Annotated in this window: 13 protein-coding genes; 1 reads left to right on the top strand and 12 read right to left on the bottom strand. The window is 42.1% G+C overall.

Annotated elements, in window-relative coordinates; all coding sequences use genetic code 11:
- Positions 1-57: 57 nt before the first annotated feature.
- The 8 genes from treP to ACN6KS_RS15210 form a co-directional block, all read right to left on the bottom strand.
- Positions 58-2,028, bottom strand: a complete 1,971-nt coding sequence (treP, locus tag ACN6KS_RS15245) for a PTS system trehalose-specific EIIBC component (RefSeq protein ID WP_440959956.1) — start codon at positions 2,026-2,028, stop codon at positions 58-60.
- A 50-nt stretch (positions 2,029-2,078) separates the two neighbouring features.
- Positions 2,079-3,779, bottom strand: a complete 1,701-nt coding sequence (treC, locus tag ACN6KS_RS15240; protein WP_094868975.1) for an alpha,alpha-phosphotrehalase — start codon at positions 3,777-3,779, stop codon at positions 2,079-2,081.
- A 334-nt stretch (positions 3,780-4,113) separates the two neighbouring features.
- Positions 4,114-5,295, bottom strand: a complete 1,182-nt coding sequence (locus ACN6KS_RS15235; RefSeq protein WP_042188403.1) for a NupC/NupG family nucleoside CNT transporter — start codon at positions 5,293-5,295, stop codon at positions 4,114-4,116.
- Between the two features lie 15 nt (positions 5,296-5,310).
- Positions 5,311-6,657: a purine/pyrimidine permease gene (locus tag ACN6KS_RS15230; RefSeq protein ID WP_256989714.1), complete on the bottom strand. Its 1,347-nt coding sequence runs from the start codon at positions 6,655-6,657 to the stop codon at positions 5,311-5,313.
- 3 nt (positions 6,658-6,660) lie between these two features.
- Positions 6,661-7,368: a purine-nucleoside phosphorylase gene (gene deoD / locus ACN6KS_RS15225; RefSeq protein ID WP_094868977.1), complete on the bottom strand. Its 708-nt coding sequence runs from the start codon at positions 7,366-7,368 to the stop codon at positions 6,661-6,663.
- A 161-nt stretch (positions 7,369-7,529) separates the two neighbouring features.
- A complete protein-coding gene (locus ACN6KS_RS15220; protein ID WP_440959955.1) occupies positions 7,530-8,963 on the bottom strand; it encodes a helix-turn-helix domain-containing protein in 1,434 nt (477 codons plus the stop codon).
- Between the two features lie 132 nt (positions 8,964-9,095).
- Positions 9,096-10,265: an FAD-dependent oxidoreductase gene (locus ACN6KS_RS15215; protein ID WP_094868979.1), complete on the bottom strand. Its 1,170-nt coding sequence runs from the start codon at positions 10,263-10,265 to the stop codon at positions 9,096-9,098.
- A 99-nt stretch (positions 10,266-10,364) separates the two neighbouring features.
- Positions 10,365-10,916, bottom strand: a complete 552-nt coding sequence (locus tag ACN6KS_RS15210) for a biotin transporter BioY (RefSeq protein ID WP_440959954.1) — start codon at positions 10,914-10,916, stop codon at positions 10,365-10,367.
- Positions 10,917-11,163: 247 nt separating this feature from the next.
- Here ACN6KS_RS15210 and ACN6KS_RS15205 point away from each other — a divergent pair, with 247 nt between their 5' ends.
- On the top strand, positions 11,164-12,141 hold the full coding sequence (locus ACN6KS_RS15205; RefSeq protein WP_440959953.1) for a biotin--[acetyl-CoA-carboxylase] ligase: 978 nt from the start codon (positions 11,164-11,166) through the stop codon (positions 12,139-12,141).
- A gap of 137 nt (positions 12,142-12,278) precedes the next feature.
- Here ACN6KS_RS15205 and ACN6KS_RS15200 read toward each other — a convergent pair whose 3' ends face one another.
- The 4 genes from ACN6KS_RS15200 to ACN6KS_RS15185 form a co-directional block, all read right to left on the bottom strand.
- Positions 12,279-13,178, bottom strand: a complete 900-nt coding sequence (locus ACN6KS_RS15200; protein WP_440959952.1) for an NAD-dependent epimerase/dehydratase family protein — start codon at positions 13,176-13,178, stop codon at positions 12,279-12,281.
- 169 nt (positions 13,179-13,347) lie between these two features.
- Positions 13,348-14,226: a LysR family transcriptional regulator gene (locus ACN6KS_RS15195; protein WP_440959951.1), complete on the bottom strand. Its 879-nt coding sequence runs from the start codon at positions 14,224-14,226 to the stop codon at positions 13,348-13,350.
- Between the two features lie 77 nt (positions 14,227-14,303).
- Entirely contained in the window at positions 14,304-15,656 is a 1,353-nt protein-coding gene (locus ACN6KS_RS15190) for an MATE family efflux transporter (RefSeq protein ID WP_341134819.1), read from the bottom strand.
- 243 nt (positions 15,657-15,899) lie between these two features.
- Positions 15,900-16,583 (bottom strand): MarR family winged helix-turn-helix transcriptional regulator, encoded by a 684-nt coding sequence (locus ACN6KS_RS15185; RefSeq protein ID WP_341134818.1) that lies wholly within the window; start codon positions 16,581-16,583, stop codon positions 15,900-15,902.
- Between the last annotated feature and the right edge of the window lie 87 nt (positions 16,584-16,670).

The following is a 16,670-nucleotide window of genomic DNA, read 5'->3' as shown; positions in this document are numbered from 1 at the left end:
GACAGCCCCTAGGGGCTGTCTTTCTGTAATATAAAGTCTTTGCCAATAGAGTCTATATCAACCCTTGAGATGAATAGTCAAGATGCTAGATTGTCTAGCTGCAGCTGGTCCCGTCTTCTCCTCAATCTTCTCCACCATATCCTGACCTGCAGGAATGATGATTGGAGTAATCAAAGGGTAACCTGCTGCGCGGATGGCCTCCATATCAAATTCCAGCAGAAGCTCGCCCGCCTGCACCTTGTCGCCAATATTCTTATGGGTGGTAAAACCATTTCCTTTAAGCGACACCGTATTAATTCCAACGTGAATAAGTACTTGTACACCACTTGCATGCTCCAATATAAGCGCATGTTTGCTCTTGATTACATGAGCTACTGTAGCATCAAAAGGTGCATATACTTTACCCTCAGAAGGTTCGATTGCAATTCCCTCGCCCATCTGTTTCTCAGCAAAGGCAGGATCAGGCACCTGATCTAGAGATACTGCAGTTCCACTGAGTGGAGAGATAAGCTCCAGAATATTCACGGATTCCTGTGTCTCTTGTACTGTAGGGCGGTTATTCAAATCGTTTGTTTCGCTCACAGTACTAGCAGACTTTGTAGCTGGGTTCTTTTCAGAACGCCCCACTACAGAACGACCGTAGAGTACAGTGGCGACAAATGGCACAATGAGAACAATAAGCATGCCAATGAAGAACACGCCCCACTGGTTAGGGAATATCGAAAGGAAGCCGGGAATCCCGCCTACGCCAATGGAAGAAGCGCGAACCTGATTAACGGTAAGAATCATACCGGCAATCCCTGAGCCGATCATCCCGAAGATGAAAGGATAACGGTAGCGGATATTCACTCCGAAGATCGCCGGCTCCGTCACGCCGAGGAATGCAGAGACGGAAGATGTAGCCGCCAAGCCTTTTGCCTTCTGTTCTTTGACTACGAACATCATTGCCAGTGCCGCGGCACCTTGTGCAATATTTGATAGCGCTAACATCGGCCAGAGGAAAGTGCCGCCCTCGCTGCCGATGAGCTGCACATCAACCGCCAAGAAGGTATGATGCATACCAGTGATGACCAGAAGCGAATAGAATCCGCCGTAAATCAAGCCACCAAGAAGCGCAAAATGATCAAATACAAAGATCAGGCCGGAGGTGATGGCATTGGCAATGCCAAACGTAACCGGTCCGATAATGGTGAAGGCCAGAAAACCTGTAATCAACAGAGTCACTGGCGCAACAACCAGCAGTTTAATGGAATCATGCACCCGGCGGTTGAGGAATTTCTCCAGCCTTACCAGAATATAGGCCGAAACCAGCACTGGTAATACCTGTCCCTGATAACCGATCTTCTCCAAATGCCAGCCAAACAAATTCCAGGTTGGAACAGTTCCCTCAGTGGAAGCACTTGCATAGTTATAGGCACTTAATAGATCTGGGTGCACGAGAATGAGACCCAAAACGATCCCGAGCAGAGGACTGCCGCCGAAACGTGTAACAGCTGCCCAACCGATAAGTGCTGGTAAAAAGGTAAAGGCTGTGCTGGCAATCGTATTAATAATCGCAGCAATGTCTTTCCATGCGGGATAGACATCCACCAGCGACTGATTATCAAAGAAGATACCAGGTCCGGTCAAAATATTATTGATCCCAAGCAGCAAACCTGCGGTTACGATAGCCGGAAGAATAGGAATAAATATATCAGCCAGCGTCTTGATCGCACGCTGCAGAGGATTCTGTTTTCGGGCAGCAGCGGATTTCACTTCATCTTTGGAAGAACGAGAACCGCCAGTGATTTGAATCATTTCATCGTATACTTTATCTACTGTTCCCGGTCCGATAACAATCTGAAACTGCCCCTGGCTAGAAAATTGTCCTTTTACTAATTCGTTGCGGTCCAAGGCTTCCGAATCCACCTTGCTTTCATCATACAGCGAGAATCTCAGCCGGGTTACACAATGTGTCGCAACCTCTATATTCTCCTTGCCCCCAACTGCGCGTACAATATCCTCAACATTTTTGCGGTCTATAGCCATATTTTCACTCCTTACATATTTGATTTGTGCTCCTATTCAAGTACACTTCGTTAGCGGGTTAACCACATATAGGAAGCATAAGGACTAAGCTGAAGCTCTTGTGTTAATGCAGGTGTTTCTGTTGTATTTCCAATCAGAAGCTTGTCTTTACCAGATGATAACTCTGCCCAGTGACTTTCTTCAAAACGGAAGGTAATCTCTTTGCTGCTGAAGTTCGAGACCACTACAAGCGACTCTCCATCTCCTGTTCTGGCGTAAGCGAACACTTCAGGATGACCATTATCGAGTCTCTTGAAAACACCTTCAAGGAATATCTCATACTCCTTGCGTAGTGCAATCAGCTTGCGGTAATGATGAAAGATGGAATCGGGATTTGCTAGCTCCTTCTGCACATTAATGTCCGAATACCGCTCATCAACTTTCAGCCATGGAGTACCTGTGGTGAATCCGGCATTTCGGCTTTCATCCCATTGCATCGGCGTACGGGAATTGTCCCGTGAACGTTCCTGAAGAATACTCAGAGCAGTCTCAGGGCTTTTCCCCTGTTCGCACAAAATACGGTACATATTCAGTGACTCAATATCACGGAACTCATCGATGCTCTTCCATACCGGATTTGGCATCCCGATTTCTTCCCCTTGATACACATAAGGTGTTCCCTGAAGTCCATGCAGAGTTGTTGCAAGCAGCTTGGCGCTCTGTACACGGTAGACCTTATCATCAGTGAATCTGGAGAGGGCACGCGGTTGATCGTGATTATTAAAAAATAATGCGTTCCAACCCCGGCCTTTCTGCATTTCCGTCTGCCACTCTGTGAACAAGCTTTTCAGCGCCTCAAAATCAAAGGGCATTAGCTCCCATTTCTGTCCGTTCGGATAATCGACTTTTAAGTGATGAAAATTAAAAGTCATGGAAAATTCCCGCTCTTTAGGACTCGAGTACCGGATGCAATGCTCCAGTGTAGTTGAGGACATCTCTCCGACCGTCACCATCTCATACGGACCGAATACCTCTTCATACATCGCTTTGATGTATTCATGGACCCGTGGACCGTCAGTATAGAATTTACGTCCATCCCCCGGTGAAACACTTCCGTCATCATCAGGGAAGCGCTGATCCTTGGAGATTAAATTAATTACATCCATTCGGAAGCCGTCTACACCTTTTTTAGCCCAGAATAGCATCATATCATTCACTGCTCTACGTACCTTCTCGTTCTCCCAATTCAGATCCGCCTGGGTTTTATCGAAGAGAGTAAGATAATATTGTCCTGAAGCTTCATCAAACTGCCAGGCTGGCCCCCCGAACTTTGACTGCCAGTTGTTGGGTAAGCCGCCGTCCGGAGCCGGGTCCTTCCAAATATAATAATCACGGTAGGGATTGTTCCTGCTAGAAATGGATTGTTTGAACCACTTATGTTCTGTTGAAGTATGGTTAACCACGATATCGATCATGAGCTTCATTCCAAGTCTGTGTAGTTCCTGTACTAACTCGTCGAAATCCTCCATCGTACCAAAATCCGGGTTGATATTTTCATAATCCGCAACATCGTAACCGTTATCATGTTGTGGCGAGACATAGACCGGCTGCAACCAGACGATATCAATTCCAAGCTTCTGCAAATAATCTAATTTTTCAATAAGTCCTTTAATATCTCCCGTTCCGTTGCCTGTAGTGTCCTTAAAGCTCTTTGGGTATACCTGATACACCGTAGATCGGCGCCACCATTCCGAATACTGGGACTGACTCAAGTTGAACACCTCCAAAAAAATACTTTATGTCAAACATTAAACCTGTATATACAAGTTCAAACACTTCACACAGTTTAAACCTGTATATACAGGTTGTCAATACTTTTGCTATCAAACCTTCTGGCGGTTCTTCTTTTATTAACCCATTTGATATCGATGATTTCTTCAGGCGTTAAATTCATTAGACTAGACAGACAAAAAGCCGCTTTTTGAGCGGCTACCTGAAATTGTACAAAAAAACAGGATACCTATTTCTTAATACAAGTAAGGTATCCTGTTCCTATTATTCATTTAGTTTTTTAAGCTTTAGCTTCATTTTGACCTACAGGTTCAATTAAAAAATGATACCGATGATCAGAGCAGATAAAACGCTTACAAGTGTGGCACCAAATAACAGTTTTAAACCAAATCGTGCCACAATATTCCCTTGTTTTTCATTCAATCCTTTCACAGCGCCTACAATCGTACCGATTGATCCAAAGTTAGCAAATGAGATTAGAAACACGGAGACAATGGCGGTAGTACGCCCACTTAAACCATCTTGGATCTTAACAAAGTCAAGCATAGCAACGAATTCATTCGCAACAAGCTTTGTGGCCATGATACTGCCTGCATCAACAGCTTCATGCCATGGGACACCGATAAGAAAGGCAATGGGTGCAAAGACATACCCTAAAATTCCTTGAAACGAGATACCGAATACTCCGCTGAAGACCCCGTTAATTAAAGCAATGATCCCAACGAAACCAACCAACATTACACCGACTACTATGGCTACTTTAAAGCCATCCATAATATACTCGCCTAGCATTTCAAAAAACGTTTGTTTTTCCTCTACCTGAACCTCAACAATATCTTCTTCAGGTGTAACTTCATACGGATTAATGATGGATGAAATGATGAATCCGCCGAATAGGTTTAATATTAACGCAGCCACGACATACCGAGGTTCTAGCATCGTCATATATGAACCAACGATTGACATGGATACCGTCGACATTGCAGATGCACATAATGTATACAATCGATGTTTTGGTAATAATCCAAGCTGGTTTTTCACTGAAATAAACACTTCATTTTGTCCTACAATTGCGGCTGCAACTGCATTATAAGATTCCAATTTGCCCATGCCATTTATTTTACTTAGTACCAAACCAATATATTTGATAATGAACGGGAGTATTTTGTAATGCTGCAATATCCCAATTAATGCCGACATAAAAACAATTGGCATCAAAACATAAAGGAAAAATGTATGGGCCCCTTCATTTGCAATCCCACCAAAAACAAAGTCAGTCCCTTCATTGGCGTATCCAAGCAATTTTGCAAAACTATCGGCAAACCCTTTAATTAAGAATTCACCTATACTTGTTTTTAGTATAATTAATCCCAAACCGATCTGAATAGCAATCATTACAATGATTGGTCGATATTTAATCTTTTTCTTATTGTTACTTCCGAGCCATGCTAGTAATAGAACAATAACCAAACCAGCAATAGAAATTAGATAATGCATTTTTAGCCCTCCAAATTATCGGTTAATTTTTTCGGAATCCTCATATCGGAATGAATCTTTCCACATTAACCCTTGTTCCAAAATAATCGCCAACAGGCTTCCGCATATTAATCCATTATTTAAAATGGCTATCACGATCGGAGATAAATGGGCCGTAGCTGATGAAGGAATAAACATTAAACCCACACCCACTAAAAGGGAAATTCCACTAACGATAAATGTTCGTTCTTCATGAATGACCTTCTTCAATTCCTTTAGTGCTAGTCCGACCATCTTCACAAAAATGACGAAGGTAACAGAATAGCCTATGGGAGCTGGAATCGCTGATATAACATTCATCATTGGCGGAAATAAGGATATTAAGATCACAAAGCAACATCCAATTAAAAATGATCTGCGCTCCTTCATCCCTGTTTGTTCAACATATCCCGCCGCTCCCGAGATAGGGACAGAACCGACCGCTCCTAAACCGCCACTAATAAGATGCGTAATTCCAGAAGTAAACCCGGCGCGCAAATAGCGACGATGATCCACTTGCTTTTGTTTCATAACGGTCTCCATCAAACGGATGGACGCAACTGCATTGGTTATTAATAACAGAGTTAATAAAAATGCAGTAGTGATCGTCCCGGCATCGAATCGTGGTCTGCCAAATGGGAATATTTTCGGTAGCTTAAATAGAGTATCCGCATGAGAAAACACAGGTATATTTCCGCAGATAATAAATAATAGGCAGCCTATCAATATACTAAAAATTATTGAAAACTGGCTGAGTACTACAAAGCGACTTTTTCCTAACCAAAAGGTAATGCATACCACAATCACACTAAGGATGAATACTTTAACATCTAACATGGAGTGGGCTATGGTAATCCCCATCATCCCTTTCATAAAAGATCCACTTAATTGAAAGATCAATAAAAGTAAATAAATAAAAGTGATGGTTGGAGTAAATAGACGAGCGATTTTATCCATTAGCTTAAATGCTGAAATTAGGATAAATAACACACCGCTAATGATCATTGCCCCACTTAAAGCTTGTAAAGCACCATTGTTAGAAGAATAAAGTCCCCCCACTAAACTTGCGTAAATCGTAAAAATGCTCCACCATAACCCTGCCGGACCTTCATGGATAGGGAATTTATGGCCCATCACGCCTTGTAAAAATCCAGCTATCCCTAAAGTAATCATTGTGCTCTGGATAAGCCCGGAAGTCTCTATGGGTGTTAAGTTATATAAATCTGCGATAGCAATGGGGGCAGCAATTGCACCAGCGATCATAAAAATCATCCACTGCAATCCTGACAGTATTACCTTCATTTCTTTCTCACTCTCTTCTCTAACAACACTGCTCTTATCCATAAATCAGCCATCAATGACTGTGTTAAGAGCTACTTCGACCATTTCATAAAAGGATTGTTCACTTTCTTTATGAGTCAGGTGTTCCTGTCTTAACAATTGACTGCCGACTGTCAAAATCGATAACGCTTTTACACCATATTTAGCGGCTAAAGTGTATAGGGCTGTGCTTTCCATTTCTACTGCTAATACACCAAAATCCATAAACTTGTGAAGCCGATCTAAATTTTCACGATAGAATTCATCAGAATTATAGATGTTGCCAACAAAAACATTTGCATTTTTAGCTTGTGCTTGTTGATACGCTTTCATTAACAATGAGAAATCTGCTGTAGGTGCAAAATTACAACCATGAAAGATCTTCTCTGTCATATTACTGTCTGAAGACACCGCTTGGGCTATTATAATATCACGGATATTAATTTCACTCTGCATCGCACCACAAGTACCAATGCGAATCAATTTTTTAACTTCATAATCGACGATCAATTCTGTAGCGTAGATACTCATCGATGGATTTCCCATCCCTGTCCCCTGCACCGACACCGGCACACCCTTGTATAATCCAGTGTATCCATACATCCCTCTTACTTCGTTATAACAATTAGCCTCCTCTAAAAAGTGTTCTGCTACAAATTTTGCACGTAAAGGATCTCCTGGGAGCAAAACGCGCTCTGCTATTTCTCCCTTATTTGCACCTAGATGCCTACTCATAGTTCTTCCTCCAACTTTTAATAGTAAACTGAGGTTTACCGAAATCGCTTTCCACTTGCCCTCAAGTAAAATCAGTTTCGAAACTAGATTGAGCATAAGGTTTTTTGACATTACAAACTAGACCAAAAACTTACGTAGCTAACGGAAAATAATTGGTCAAATTATAAAAGCAATTCTTTACGAATATTGTCCAAATCTCTTTTAGAGGGGATCGTAGAAATAATAACAACAGGCACGGTCTTTAGTGCAACCGGGATATTACTAATGACAAGATCAATATTATTTTGCTGCATGATCTCGTCGGTTAGCCCTTTCATAATGGAAGTATTAAGGATCAACTGATCTCCTATTTCCTTCTTTATCAAATCTGCTATGTAATGACGAATTGAAAATTCCTCCCCGATCACTAAGAAAGCCCTCTTACTTGTATAACGTAAACTCGAACGAACAATTAAGGTTAGTTTTGTTAAATGGAAATTATTGAAGAGAACGGATGGGTAAGTTTTATTCCACGTTTGCATACAGGTTTGCATTTCTTGATAAATCTGCTGGCACTCCTGTTCGACATACGTTGTTAAATGACTTTTAGAAATCATCATCCATTCCGGAATGGCATTTTCGATTAACAGCTTGTCAAAGAACCCGTAAATCTCCAAGATAAATCGTTCATGCATATCCAAGTTCGGGTATACCTTTGCCAACAACAGGAGAAGCAGATTCCCCATTTGATATTCTTCTTTATCCTTATGTAATTCGACTTCTTTAATCGGAGTGATCTCTGACCCCTCATAATAATGATATTGGCTGAGACTAACCATGGATTGCATAAAGAATATTTCACTCTTTGGAAATTCGATGGACAGCTTTTCTTCAAGACGCTCTGCTATGGCTTTCACTGGTATATAAAACATCCCCTGTTTCCATGGGTAAGCATTTTCTTCGATTGTTACACAAGTTCCTTTAGCAGCTCTTTCTATTACAATTGCCAACAAAAAGGACAATTTCCTTTTGGAATTGATAAAATATACTATGTTATTCTCATTTTCTATATTTGTGATCAACTGATTTATATAGGCAAAATCGAGATTCACAAAGGGCCATCCTGTAAACTCATACGCATCACAATATAAATTCCAATAAAAATATCGAATATTCATTTCATTCCCTTTGATCGCAGGTGTAGAGTAACTAATGCGTAGCTTATACGCTTTTAGATCATTATTATTTAATTCCACAATCAGCTTCTTCAAAGATGAGGTACTCATAAACATGGCTTCAGAAAGCTCCTCCACAGACATTCGACCAGCATTCGTAAACAATAAATTCATCAGCCGATAAAAAATGGTTTGTCTGAACATAGAAGAAATCACTTCACTAATCGTACTTCGCCCATCACGTCGAAGAATAATTCCCTTTCCTCTAGACACTTCAATGGTTACAGTAGAGGGTAGTTGCATGCTGATTTCCTCCACCATCTTCCGTATTGTCTTATCTGAGATCCCTAAACTTTTTTCCACTTCGGCTAAGGTATACCATCTTTGTTCCGTATCAAGCAGCGTTAATAGTTGGCTAGCTAAATTAAATCCCTTATCCATGGTTATCCACCCTATTTCAATTTCATTTTAATTTTTATAGTATAAACAAATTCACATCTATAACCATATTATTTTTCAATAAAAAAAACTCGGGTTTCATTTACCCGAGTTTCAAAAATATGATTAATGAAATTATTCTTGTTGAGCAAACTGTGCAAACAGCTCATCAAACGTAGCTTTAAGCTTCATTGCGGCATTGTCTGAGAACATCAGCTTCAGGTTATCATCTGAAACCTTCGCAGACGACGAAGAATACTCATACATTTTCTCTTCGTAAGCTTGAATAGCCTTATCGAAATCATCATGATGGATGATAGCAAGTGCAAGTTCAGCTGCATCGTGCATTGCCAGGTTAACACCTTCACCTGCAAACGGTGACATTAGATGTGCAGCGTCACCAATGAGCGTAATCCCCGGCTTATGATCCCACTTAAGCCCGACCGGCAGCGTATAGATCCGTCTTAGCAGAATATTATCCTCTGACTTTCGGATATAGTTCTGAAGCGGCTCCGCCCAATCTTCGAAATACGCGAGCAGCTGTTCTTTCGCTTCCTTTGGTTGATCAAAAGGGATACCGCATGTATCCATCCAGTTTTGCTCGGCCGTGAAGGTTAAGGCGACTTTGATCTTACCGTCCCCGTTTAGCTGTGCAAGTATACCTCTATGATCGCCCAGCCCAAACACCTTGCCCCTCGCGTTAAAGGATGCCTGATCAGGATATACCTTGGAATCCACTTGCAGCTCTATCATTGTTAACCCGGAATAAGAAACCTTGGCATCCGTTAACAGCGGGCGCAGTTTAGAGAAAGCTCCATCAGCACCAATTACTAGATCCACTGTCTCCTTCACGCAGTTGTCAAAATGAAGCTCATGCTGGCCGCCTTCCAGAGCCACTGCCTCCGTCAGCTTGTAACCGTAGCGAATCGTATCAGGCTGCAACGCATTCAGCAGTAGGTCGCTTAACGTTCCACGATCGATCTCCGGACGGCCACCTTGTTCTCCCTCCTCTGCTCTTTCGTCCATATAGATCTTGCCGCTTTTATCAAACAAGCGAAAATCTTCTCCTTCGTAGCGCGCAATCGCCTGGAATTGCTCAAGCAATCCTGCTTCCTTCAGAGCTATCTGGCCGGAATCCTCATGAATGTCGAGTGATCCTCCGCGCTGGGCGTTGGCATCCTGTAATTCTCGTTCATAAATCGTTACTGCAATGCCATGTCTTTGCAAAATTAAAGCTAAAGTAAGTCCACCTGGACCTCCACCGATAATAGCAATTCGTTTTTTGGTTTTATTTGCTGTCACCATAACCATCTCCTATATCCATGTATGTTGTCTGTTCCTTACACAGATATAGTAGTGCGGCTAATTAAACTGAATTTAAACGAGAATGGCGCAAAGGTTTCATCACATCTGCGCTTTTTCTTCAATAGGGCTAATTGCTTTCAGCTGCATCGTTATAACGGCTGCAATAACGGCTTTGATGATGTCTCCCGGAAGAAAGGCCAATGCTCCGACAAGACCGGCCCATATCGACGTATTTGTTATCAATGCCATGATAGGGGCGCCAATCAGACTCACTAGTAATACACCAAAGATCAGGTTGATTACTATCAGCTTCCAAGTTCGAACCTTCGGCCAGATTTTTTCAGAATACCAGCCGATAAGACCGGCCGCGATCGGGAAGCTAAATATGTATCCAGCAGAAGGACCAATGAGCACCGCGATTCCGCCGCGACCACCAGTCAGTACAGGTAGTCCAATGGCTACCAGAATGATGAAAATGACTAGACTGAGGGCGCCCATCCGTTTTCCCAGAAAGCATCCAGCTAACATGACGCCAAGCGTCTGGGCAGTGATCGGAACGGGAATGAAACCGAGGGGAATGGGTGGAATCATGCCCAGCACCGCGATAAGTGCTGCGAATAATGCAGCATAAATAAGTTCTTTTGTCTTCAAAAAATTGACCTCCATTGGATATAAATAATTGTATTCTGGTTAGTAAATGCGTCCAGTAAGCTGAATTATAATGGAGATATTCATGATTGTAAACCTAAATTTAATTTATAGTTCACAATAGAATTAAATACCAAGCTTGAGTTTTTCCAATTGTTATATAGAATTAGAGTATTCAGTCGCAATCGTTGGATGTTAATATATTCAATGGGTTTTGGTCGGAGAGTTATACTTTTGGAGGTTTAAGTTCATGACAGTAAAAGAACATATTCTTGCCTTGCTCGACAGTAATAAGGGTGAATACTTTTCCGGCGAGGAAATAGCCGTTCAGTTATCCGTGACGCGCAGTGCTGTCTGGAAAGCCATAAAATCGTTACAGACAGACGGATATTCCATACAAGCTGTAACTAATAAAGGATATTCCATGTCACCTCAAACAGACATCCTATCTGCCAGTGCAATTTCAAAATATCTGGATACCCAGGGGCAAAAGTTACGTGTAGAAGTCTTTAAGACACTATCTTCAACGAATGAAGCCGTGAAAAGCCTTGCCTCAAATGGAGAAGCTGAGGGTAAGGTGATCCTTTCCGAAGAACAGACCGCTGGGCGAGGGAGAATGGGCCGAAAATTCTTTTCTCCACCGGGAACGGGGATCTATATGAGTATCCTGCTGCGTCCCAAGCTGTCAGCAACAGATTCCGCTCTGCTAACCACTTGCGCCGCTGTTGCTGTTGCCCTTTCTATCGAGAGTATATCCGGTAAAGAAACACAGATTAAATGGGTGAATGATGTCTTCATGGAAGGTAAAAAGGTGTGCGGGATTCTTACTGAAGCATCCGTGTCACTGGAAAACAGCTGGCTTGATTATGCCGTTCTTGGCATTGGTATCAATGTAGCGCTACCGTCCGACGGCTTTCCTAACGACCTTACCGAGATTGCAACAACTGTAATTTCTGAAAACAATTCTTATGGTGATCTCCGCAACCGACTGGTAGCAGAAGTACTGAACAATTTTATGGGATATTATGAGCAATTAACGGACAGATTGTTTCTTTCCGAATATAGAAAAAGGTTAATTTCACTTGGCAAACCCGTAACAGTGATAAAGAATAATGAACAGCTTAAGGCAACAGCTATTGATATCGATAACGATTGCCATCTGAAAGTCAGATATGAAAATGGTGACGAGGAATATCTTTCAAATGGAGAAGTCAGCGTTAAAATTTAGCTGTCGTTCTTTTTAAGATAGGCTAGCTTATGACGTTTTCGCAAAAGAAGCCACCTACAAGATGGCTTCTTTTGCGTATATGTTACTCGTGGTAATCGTCAAATTCAAACATGGAGGAATCATTTTTCAGTGGTTTCTTATTGCAAATTATTTTTTATCCAGCTAAGCAGCGACTCTTCCTTCGGAGCCCAACCGAGTAGATTTCTTGCATGGGTAGCACGTACACGGCTGTTCGAAGCGATAGCAAAACGCGCCCAGTCTCCAAGTTCTGCTATCGCTTTGTCTGCGGGCCAGCTTATGGTCTTGCCTCCAAAGCCTAACGCTTCGCTGACAGATTTGGCGATATCCCCATAAGATACCTCCCCATTTTCGGCAAAGAAATACGATGCAGACGGTGCTTTTTCAAGTGCCAATACATACAGTTGTACCAAATCTTTGATGTGGACATTAGACCAGCGATTTACGCCTTTACCTACGTGAGCGCCTGCCTGCAGCTCTCTCGACTTGCGAATAATTTGCGGCAATTGATCGCTTTCCACAGGCAAAGCTAGTGCATCACCATAAATCATAGAGGGGACTATCACGATGCTTCTCACCCAATCCTCAATTCCAGCCTTGCGTACGAGGTTGTTTATCGCTACGCGGTTTTCTCTAATATCCATAGGCACAAATGGTGTTTCCTCGTCAAAAATATGTTCGCTCGCCGTTTCGCCACGGGCATCATCTCCAACCACACTTGAACCCGATGTATGCAAAAATGGTTTTCCACTTCCACGTAGAGCAGCTATAAAAGTTTCAACTGCTAGCAAATGATCTGAATCGGCTGTGTGAATTACTGCATCGCTGAGCTTAGCATATTTCGTTAGCGTATCCGTATCTTCCAACGTGCCGAGTATAGACTCTATACCAATATCCCTTAATGCTTCCACCTTATCGGGATTGCGAACCAGACCAAAGACAGTATGTCCGGCATCAAGTAAACCTTTTGCCACCGACCCGCCGATATAGCCTGAAACTCCTGTGATAAATACTTTCATAATATTCCCTCCACATCTATGATGTTAATTCTTGTCCATTCGACAAAGTGTGGTGCCAGTCTCAATTATTTAATAATTTTGCTGCTTCTTTATTGTAAACTCCAAAACATAGATAAAACAAATTATGAAATTTCCACTTATTAATAAAAAAATTTATAAATAATACTAGCTAATCCATTTTCTTTTCCCTAAGGACAGATATGATCTCATGAATCAGAGGCAAATGCTTATTCTTTAACTGATAAGCGATATATAACTCGTTTACTACTTTTAAATGCTTAAAAATAACTTTTGATTTGCCTTCTTCTAATGAATTTTGCAAGAGGTATGTAGGTATGACGCTCATGCCCACCCCGAGCTCAACTGCCTTCAGGATCATGTGTAAATTAGGAATGATATGAATAGGTCTAATTTCAGGACGTTTCTTAAAATGTTCTCTCCAAATTCTTCTTATTATCGGCAATTCCAAGCCATAGCTGATCCATTTCTGTTGAGAGAGCCATTGCTCTTCAAGCTTTAGATTATCAAATTCAAGGATTTCACATTCACTTGGAGCTACTATAACAAACTCTTCATCCATCAATTTCAAATACTCGACACCGGGAGTTTGGAACTTTTTTGACATAATGAGAATGTCTAGCTTGTCTTCCTTCAGGAGCTCTAGCAATTGCTCGGCGGTTCCAAAATGCGAAATGGTACAAGGATTAAATTCAGGCAGCCGTGGCAGTATTTTTTCACTAAAAAACTCATGCGCCGCTCCCAGCTTGATTACACTCAGCGTTGGCAAAGAAGCCGATTTAAAGCTCATTGTCGTATTCTCTAATGATTCTATAAGTGGAGCGAGCTGGGAATATAACTCCTTTCCCCGCTCTGTTGCTGTGATTTTTCTAGTCGACCGAATAAATAAAGTTTCACCCACCTCCGCCTCCAAGGCGGCTAAGTGCTGACTCATGGCTGGCTGCGTCATCATGCGGGTTTTTGCGGCTTCAGAAATCGATTGATACTTATATATTGTGCAAAAGCTTCTATACCATTCAAAATCAACCATACTCTAGGCTCCACCTTTATACTGTAAAATTTTATATTAGAAGATGAACTTAATATATCAACATAAGACTCTGTATTCTACTGTGCTAAAGCATCTAAATCTGGCTGCATCTTGTTCCGAAGAACATACAGCATGATGGCACCAACAAGGAAGGCAACGGCATCCGAAATGACGAGCGACCAGATCACACCATGGAAACCATTCATTCGATTGGCTATATACAACACAGGGATCAGAGTAACCCCTTGAATAATTGACATTATAAACGCAGCAGTTCCTTGCGCTGTAGCTTGGAAGATCCCGGTAAACAACGAAGTCATTCCTGTAATGAACAACGATAAGAATGTCACATGCAGAATATAGCTGCCCATTTCAATTAATTGCAGGTCATTCGTAAATAAGCCAATTAAGTGGTCGGAAATCAGATAGACGATAACGCCGAACACGACAGCTAAAGCAATTATCGCTTTGATCGTGAATCCGATGGTATGCTTCATGCGTAATTTATTCGCTGTAAAAGAGAAGGCAATGAGCGGTACGACACCCTCGCATAAACCCATCAGAATGCACTCAGGTAATTGCAATAAACGTGATGAAATTCCGAAGCCGGCTATGGCTTGATCTCCATATTCGACAAGGAAATGGTTCAATACGAGTGACATTGCACCCAAGAAGATACTCATAATAAAGACGGGAACTCCGATTTTGAATACATTGCTCAGTATTTCCTTGGTAGCTTTGAACCATTTTAAAGAGATAGTTAAGAATGGGCTTTTATAACCCAAATGGTAGGCGTAGAATGCGCTAGCAACCAAGTTAGAGATGACCGTAGCCGTCGCAACACCAATCACGTCCCAATGGAAGACGAAGATAACTAGCGCATCAAGAATAATATTCACGACGACACTTAGAATCATCCCGATCATCGATATGATTGCTGAACCTTCCGAGCGCACGATATTCTCAAGTGTGAAGCATAATACAACGAATGGTGAGCCGATAAGCATAATCGTTACATAGTCCTTTGTAAATCCGAAGGAGTCGGGCGTCGCTCCCAGGCCATGAACTATTGGATCAATCAACGGGAGGCCAACAGCCATCACGATAAGACCGATTACTAAACTGCTGTAAAAAGCGAATGAAGATACATGCTTTACATCATCATATTTTTTCTCCCCTAGCAAGCGGGAGATGAATGTACCACTGCCCATGCCAATCAAGTTTCCTAGCGCCATAATGATCGCGAATAACGGCAAGGTTAGTGCAAGTGCGGTTAACATAGCCGTATTGCCCAGTGTGCCAAGGAAATAGGCATTCAATATGGAATATATGACACTCATTGACATGCCTAACATCATCGGTATACCGAAGTGAGCAACGGCTTTTGCGATAGGTGCTTTTTCAAAGTAATGGAGGTTTTCTGCGTCCATGTGGGTCACCACTTTCTTCATATATTGGGTATTTAAATTACTTAGAATTCTAACTATTAATTAAATATGAACCATGACGCAGCAACAACCAACCCATACCGTAACAACAACTTTACAGGGTTGGTGTGCGAAATTGGACTGTTATTAAGTATCCAAGAAAGTACGTCATTATGCTGCCTTTGCCGTTCATCTTTCTCTTGTGAAAGGCTAAGCCCCTGCTACTGTTTGTGAAAAAGACTCTGCTTACTTATCGTCCGGATCAGGTGACTTGTCTGGTGATGAATTTCTGCCATCTCTGGAAGGCCAGCCGAATCCGCGCATGTCTCGATGCCCTTCCCCGCCAAAGCCAGGGAACCTTCCGCTAAAGCGTTCGTCCCTAGAATTCCCCCACATTCTTTGCATTTGTCCACGCATGGCCATTAATTTTTCGAATTCCTCTGTACCCATACGCTCCTTTGCGGCCTCCATCCACATTGCCATTACATCACGTTCTCCGTCCGTTCCAAGCTCTTCTTCTAAAGCCATAATTACGCGGGTTAAGTAATCCCCGAAAGCAACCTGCTCTTCTGAAGATAGGCTAGAAAATATGTTGACACTGTCTATCTCTTGCCCCTCTTCCTCTTGTCCTTTTTGGGTTAGGTAAATCAACATGATGCGTTTGTCTGTTTCTGATGGCTTACGGGTGATATATTCAGCTTTCTCCAATTTTGCAAGCAATTCATTGAGGGATGATACACGGATGTCCAGCATATAGGATAAATCTTTGGTGCTGATACCATCTTTCATCCGGAGAAATGCCAGTATCCTGCCTTGCCCGCGGGATGTGTCGGCCATAGGGCCCACAGCAGCGTGTGTTTTTAAGTGTTGTCGTTGCAGCAGCCATTGCAGTTTCGCGAGTTTTTCATATAATTCAGTATTCATGTCCATATTGGGTCCTCCATAAAGTTTTTATGGTACCTGTTAATCTTTGTGACGGTACCTGTTGGTTTTTATTATAACGGTACCTGTTAGATA

It is taken from the genome of Paenibacillus nitricinens (genome assembly GCF_052056485.1).
Taxonomy (GTDB): domain Bacteria; phylum Bacillota; class Bacilli; order Paenibacillales; family Paenibacillaceae; genus Paenibacillus_AQ; species Paenibacillus_AQ nitricinens.
This window is presented reverse-complemented; position numbering and strand designations above follow the sequence as displayed.